Raw genomic sequence first — 5,921 nt, 5'->3', positions numbered from 1 at the left:
AAATCCTGGCAGCACTTGAGCTTATTAATCAACGACCATTAAAAATCCATCATCAACAGACTGCCATTGAAAGTTTCTGGGCTTGTTCGGATTAAACTTGTAATTTGCCAAATCTAAAAACAAAATAGTTGTGTGTCATATGAACATGTACCTTTAGTTATCAAATAAGCGCTTAAAGAACCCCTTCTTTGAAGCCTTTTTTTGATCATCACTATTTTCTTCTGACTGTTGTGCCTGTGCAGTACTTTTTTGCTTAGTTTGTGTTTGTTGCTTAACTTCCTGCGGCTCATTTTGTTGTGTTAAAAGACGCTGTGTTGATAGGTTTAACTGTTGTTGCTGATCAATTAGCTTTTGTGCCTCATCAAGTTGTTTATCCTTGCTTTCCAACTGTTTAGCTAGCAAGGCATTTTGCTCTTTTAAATTCTTAATATTATCCTGCATAGCAGCAATAATTTGATCAGTATTATTATCTGTTTCGCTATGATATTCATTATGCTGGGCATGTTGCGACCGTTGCGCAACGTCATTGTTTGGATTGCTTGCCATGCCTTTTACAATGGAGTTTTTTTGCGTTGCGTTAAACAATAATGTACGTTCTTTTACATCAGTGTGCGCAATATTGTTTTTCTTTATATAACGATAAACATTGGATTTGTCTTTGCCGATTTCCTCTGCAATATCCTTCATAGAATAAAGCTTCATGCTAAATTACTCCTTCATTGCGAACAATGTTACCACAATAATGTGCGCAACGATGTTTTTTATTTAAACTCCTTAGTTTTCTACCATTGCTTTCATACGTGCATCTTTAAACCAAAAAGCTTTATCAACTTGTGAAACGCCTAGCTTGTAGGCATATAAAACTGGCTGTTGTAAGGTAGCAAATTCTTCTGGGCGAATAAGTGGCACCGACTGTTGGTTATAGTTGGTTGAATGACCACCAAATAAGGCGTCAACTGTAATCGTTGCTGCTGATCTATCAATTTTGTTAGATGATCTATTTGTCGGTCTTTACTACTTATTTGCTGATCCTTGGTAGCAAGCTGTTTGTCACGTTGAAACTTTAAATCTTCTATTTCTCTTCTTAGAGTAGCAATTAGCTCATTATTTTCTTTGCTAGTCTTTGGTATCTGTTTCCTACCTGTTTGTTGGCTCTTTGAGACCAAAGGCTTTGCTATCTTGTCTCTAATAATCATCTCAGCTGTAGTGCTAATCATGTTTGCACCCCGACTATCTTTTTATTGCTTTTTTGCTGGTAGTCTTTGGTAGTGATATTGAATGGCTTGTTTGGAGACCTTTAATTCATCAGCAAGTTCTCTAATAGTTTTAGGCATGATTTCCAAACCCCTTTCGGAGTTCAGCAAGTGCTTCTTGTCTTGCTTGATCTCTTATTTTTTTATCGTGCTCGGCCTGTTTATCAGCCAATGCTTGCTTCTCAGTAGAGCCTAAAGTTAACCCTTTAACCTTGTCAATGGCGCGCCATTTTTCCTGCTCTGTTAATTCACCATTATGCTGAATGTTAAAGAGTTTTTGACGTTCATCTTGAATTTGACCTTGTGAGAAGTCATTAGCGTCTTTCTTTTCAGACTTCCAAGTAAAGGAATACCCAATCACTGGTTTCCCGCGGCCTTTACCATATTTTTTTCGAACAGTTAGGCCTCTAAAAAGAGGTGTAAGTTCCTCTTTGATGGGTTTTAAAACGGATTGATTTATATTGCTACTTTTATAGCTTTTAGGGACATCTAATAGCTCGTTAAAGTCCGCAACTGAAAAGTAAGCGTACCCAGTAGTCCTAAATTGTTTTAGTAAACGGAACATGGTTTTTGCGTAGCTGCTTTTTAAATCTCTGAATTCTGATAAAGCATAACGAACCCAACTTTCCAGCTCATTCAATAATTTTATAGCTTTGGGGTAAATTTTAATATCAACATAAGGATCATCAGCATGGCCGTTTATCTCAAATTCGGTAAACATAACAAAAAATTCACGATGCAGCCCATCTTTACTACGCCTTCCAAAGCGTAAGCCTAAAATTTTTTGATAAGTACTTTCAATATCGTCAATAAATCGGTTATTTGCTGTAGGTTTATATGCACTTAATTCTTTTAATTGATCAAATGAAAACCTTACAGTTTCGTCACCTTTGTCACGCATTCTAGAAACTATTGAGAAGAATAAATTCATTTCAACAGGAGTGAATTTTCGAAGTGGGATTGTATTTAATTCTGGATCATATTTAACAATTTCATTACTCAAATGAAGCACCTCTTTTAATAAACACGTTTTTATGAATATACAATACCACAAAACTCTATCTATAAACAGACAAAACTCTATCTATAAACAGACAAAACTCTATCTATAAACAGACAAAACTCTATCTATAAACAGACAAAACTCTATCTATAAACCCCTGTACGTCTTGGGAGAGTAAGGCTAAAGAGGGGTCTAAAAGAGGTTTAAAAGAGGTTTATAAAAGAGATTATAAAAGAGGCACCACGTACGAGATCAAAACCTAAAATCAAAAATACAAAGGAGTGAGCCAAAAACCGGCTCACATTAAACTCCATTCGCTACGCTCTTTGCGCCTCACTCCGTTCGTTGCCATAAAGGTGTGGCAAGCCACATTTACACGGGCGCTGACGCCCCGCACCCCGTCCAAGCTGAACCAGCTTGACCGTTTTTTCACTCGCCGTTAGGCAGGAAAGCAAAGTTTTATAGAAACTTTAGCTTTCGCCAATTCAGTGTTAAGACTGGTTAAGAGCTGTCAATTCCTTATGCTCCCACGCTTTGCTCGTCCGCTACCATTGACAGCAAACACTTAGTTTATCTAAAACATAATAAGAATTTAACTGCTACGTCCCTTTTAAGGCCTTTATTTTCAATTCTCGGCAATTTTAAGCTTATTTACATATAATTATGCCAAAACAAAATAAAAAGCCCTCAGCGAGCTTTTAGAGGGCTAAATTACAAATCCTGGTCGATTAATAATATCTTCTTGTCTTTTTTGCAAAACGTAAGTGTACAAGAAATTATACAAATTCTGTTTGATCTCATCAGGTTCATTAACAAAAGCTTCAAACAATTCTTGAATATCAACTTGCCAAGGATCAACAAGCATTTCATCAATTGGGTTTAATACTTTCTTTTCGTCCATCTTGATTACTCCTAATATCAAAATAATGCTTTCAGTTTAGATTTACAGATTTTACAGTACTGTTATTCAAAATTTGTTACCAAGCTTATAAAGTTTCTCTGCACAAAACAATTAAAAAGTTTGGGCTTAAAACAGCGTAATTCGTAACACTTTTTAAGTATTTAAAACATAACAATCTTAGTTAGGTGCAAACATAAATTGTATTAAAGATACAGTCAATTCAACAACAGCAGAAATTGTTTTTATAGGAATCAGCAGACTGAGTGAAACGAGGTCAATGCGCACTTACACATAGAATTTATTCTATGTTATACCAAAATGATTAGAACCTGTATTAGAAGCCGCCGTTGGCGACAACAAAATCAAACTCATAAATTCAAAACTAAAAAAATCATTTGCTATGTTAACGAATTGTAAACTATAAAAAATATGAACTAGAGGCTATACCTTAATTTTAATATGAATTATTAACTAAATATAAAAAAGAGCCTCGAGTACGAGACTCATTTTTTTGCTTTATAAAATAATCCCTTTGCTGGCTAAATTAGCTAAACATTCTTTCAAATATGCGTCATTATGCTCTGGATAAATTGGGTTAGTGATCGGGCATTCTTTCAAAATTATATATGGATCACAATGAATACCGCGGTAAAGCGGATTAAACCAGTTTTTATTGGGGTGATATCCGCGGTGCTGCATTTCATGCAGTACCAGTAAGTGAAATTGATAGAGTTTATATGGCGAGTGCTTGAATACATAATTAACAGTTGCATGTTTTTTACCCCAGCCATTGCCTCTTAGAGCAGCAAGTTCTCGATGCTGCCCTAGTAGTTGCTGGCGAGGAAGTTTATTAATGAGTTGCTCATGCCAAAGTCGCATACTTAGCCTCCTGTTTTCTCAGCTTATCTATCAATGTATTATAGAGAATAATTGCTGCAATAGCTCGCTTAATATCAACCAAAATCAATTTGATCGAGCATGGTTTCTTGACTGGCTTGATCCAAGCCTAAATAAGCTAAAGTCATGGCCTCGCTGGAATGATTTAATAAGTGCATGACTAAACCAATATTATAATTAGACTGCGTGTAGACCCGATAAGCGCCGGTTTTACGCATGGTATGAGTACCAAGATAATTAATGCCGAGTAAATCGCCCGTCTTAGCCATAATTTTGTAGAACTGTTTTTCCGTGATATGTCGATCAGGGTGCTGAATCGAGGGAAACAACCAGTCAGAAACCAAATGATTGTCTTGTAACCAAGCTTGATAAGCCAATAAATTAGCTTGCACGGGTTTTAAGTAGAGCAGGTTCGCTTTACCGGTCTTTTGGTCGTGGATAAACGCATTCTGACGCACGGTGCCGTTCTCGTTAAAGACATCTGCCCAACGAAGCTTCATGACGTCGCTCACACGCAGCAGAGTCGCTTTGCCAACTTGAAAAACTGTATAGTTACGCCGGCCAGCTTTAAAGCTGTTGAGTAAGGTATCTTGCACCTCTTTGAGAACATTTGAATCTTTGATAGGTAAGACAATTTGTTGCATAGTTTTAGCTCCTTAAAAAATTGATTTTTAGTACAATTTAAAGTACAATATTAAGTACAATTTAAAGTACAATATTAAGTACAATGAAAGGGTGGTAAATATGACATTAGCACTAACACAGAGCGACTTTCGCGCTAATCTAAAAAAATATTTAGATCAAGTTAATGACGAAGATGAAACCGTTTATATTGCTCGTTCAAACAGTCGCGCAGTGGCCATCGTTTCACAAGAAAAAATGGACTGGCTAGAAAGAGCATTAAAAGCGAAAGAAGGTTCATTAGAATATGCAATTGCGCGTGATCAGTTAATTAAACGCCATGTTTTACCTGATGATGAAATTGTTGAATCAAATGATGATTATTGGGGTCAGTTTAAATAATGAAAAAACTAAGATTTAAACCACGTGCAACCTTTAATGCTGATCTAAAACGGTTAGCCAGTTTAGACAAATCTATTATTGATGAAGTTCGAGCAGCCATTGATCTGTTGCTTGAGCAACAACAATTACCAGCAGAATTTGAAGATCATGAGCTTAATCGGCGAATGAGCGGTTATAATGAATTTCACTTACGAGATACCCCGAAAAACAAAACACCAAGCGAAACTAACGATGTCCTGGTGGTTTATACGATTGATAAAGATGAACTAGTCTTAATTGGCATTCGAGTCGGATCGCATGATCGTTTATTTCCTGGTCAAAATCGTGCTAAAAGGTATCGAAAAAATGACAAATAGAAGGAGTTGTTTTTATAATATGAAAATAAATAACCCCCAACATCTATATTATAGATATTGGGGGTTATTCTTTCAATGTTTTCGAGGGGCTATTTGGGACTTATGGACCCTATAAGAGAAACAAGACTTATTTTAGAACTTTCCTCAAACGTATCATGTCTTTTAAAACAAGACCATTTTCAGTAATCTCTTTATCATAGTGAATTGTAAAGAAGTTTTGATCAACACCAACAACCCGGAAACCACATTTTTGATAAAGATAAAGTTGTCCAAAACTAGTTGTACCAGTTCCAATTTCAAGACACTTGCAATTATTGTTTCGCGCATATTTTTCGGCAAAAATCAGAAGTTGATGACCAATTCCTTTATTTCTTTGTGTGGCAAATTACAAGTTTAATCCGAACAAGCCCGGAAACTTTCAATGGCAGTCTGTTGATGATGGATTTTTAATGGTCGTTGATTAATAAGCTCAAGTGCTGCCAGGATTT

At 36.0% G+C, this 5,921-nt stretch carries 7 protein-coding genes and 2 pseudogenes; 2 read left to right on the top strand and 7 right to left on the bottom strand.

What is annotated here, in order from left to right:
* Positions 1-153 precede the first annotated feature (153 nt).
* The 6 genes and pseudogenes from JUF22_RS13670 to JUF22_RS13645 all read right to left on the bottom strand — a co-directional run bounded on the left by JUF22_RS13670 (position 154) and on the right by JUF22_RS13645 (position 4,698).
* The gene (locus tag JUF22_RS13670) at positions 154-687 is read right to left on the bottom strand and encodes a DUF536 domain-containing protein (RefSeq protein ID WP_236000786.1); all 534 of its coding nucleotides are present in this window, start codon (positions 685-687) and stop codon (positions 154-156) included.
* Between the two features lie 266 nt (positions 688-953).
* Positions 954-1,334 (bottom strand): annotated as a pseudogene (locus tag JUF22_RS13665) (DUF536 domain-containing protein); the annotation flags it as partial.
* A complete protein-coding gene (locus tag JUF22_RS13660) occupies positions 1,327-2,256 on the bottom strand; it encodes a replication initiation protein (RefSeq protein WP_034529708.1) in 930 nt (309 codons plus the stop codon). The gene JUF22_RS13660 and the pseudogene JUF22_RS13665, both read right to left, overlap by 8 nt.
* A gap of 706 nt (positions 2,257-2,962) precedes the next feature.
* The gene (locus tag JUF22_RS13655; protein ID WP_203647195.1) at positions 2,963-3,175 is read right to left on the bottom strand and encodes a hypothetical protein; all 213 of its coding nucleotides are present in this window, start codon (positions 3,173-3,175) and stop codon (positions 2,963-2,965) included.
* Positions 3,176-3,673: 498 nt separating this feature from the next.
* Positions 3,674-4,036 carry a TIGR02328 family protein gene (locus JUF22_RS13650; protein WP_002834528.1) on the bottom strand — a complete coding sequence of 121 codons (363 nt, stop codon included), beginning with the start codon at positions 4,034-4,036 and terminating at the stop codon, positions 3,674-3,676.
* A 74-nt stretch (positions 4,037-4,110) separates the two neighbouring features.
* A complete protein-coding gene (locus tag JUF22_RS13645) occupies positions 4,111-4,698 on the bottom strand; it encodes a site-specific integrase (RefSeq protein WP_057732126.1) in 588 nt (195 codons plus the stop codon).
* Between the two features lie 100 nt (positions 4,699-4,798).
* Here JUF22_RS13645 and JUF22_RS13640 point away from each other — a divergent pair, with 100 nt between their 5' ends.
* Together JUF22_RS13640 and JUF22_RS13635 are read left to right on the top strand one after the other, a co-directional pair.
* Positions 4,799-5,077 (top strand): type II toxin-antitoxin system Phd/YefM family antitoxin, encoded by a 279-nt coding sequence (locus JUF22_RS13640; RefSeq protein ID WP_002834561.1) that lies wholly within the window; start codon positions 4,799-4,801, stop codon positions 5,075-5,077.
* A complete protein-coding gene (locus JUF22_RS13635; RefSeq protein WP_034529701.1) occupies positions 5,077-5,433 on the top strand; it encodes a type II toxin-antitoxin system YafQ family toxin in 357 nt (118 codons plus the stop codon). The genes JUF22_RS13640 and JUF22_RS13635 overlap by 1 nt, the downstream gene beginning before the upstream one ends.
* 127 nt (positions 5,434-5,560) lie before the next feature.
* Here the strand turns inward: JUF22_RS13635 and JUF22_RS13800 are convergent.
* Positions 5,561-5,797 (bottom strand): annotated as a pseudogene (locus JUF22_RS13800) (GNAT family N-acetyltransferase); the annotation flags it as partial.
* Positions 5,798-5,921: the final 124 nt, after the last annotated feature.

This window comes from Levilactobacillus lanxiensis, assembly GCF_016861655.1.
GTDB classification, from domain to species: Bacteria; Bacillota; Bacilli; order Lactobacillales; family Lactobacillaceae; genus Levilactobacillus; species Levilactobacillus lanxiensis.
Note: the sequence above shows the minus strand (reverse complement) of the source record. Positions and strands in the feature narration are given on the sequence as shown.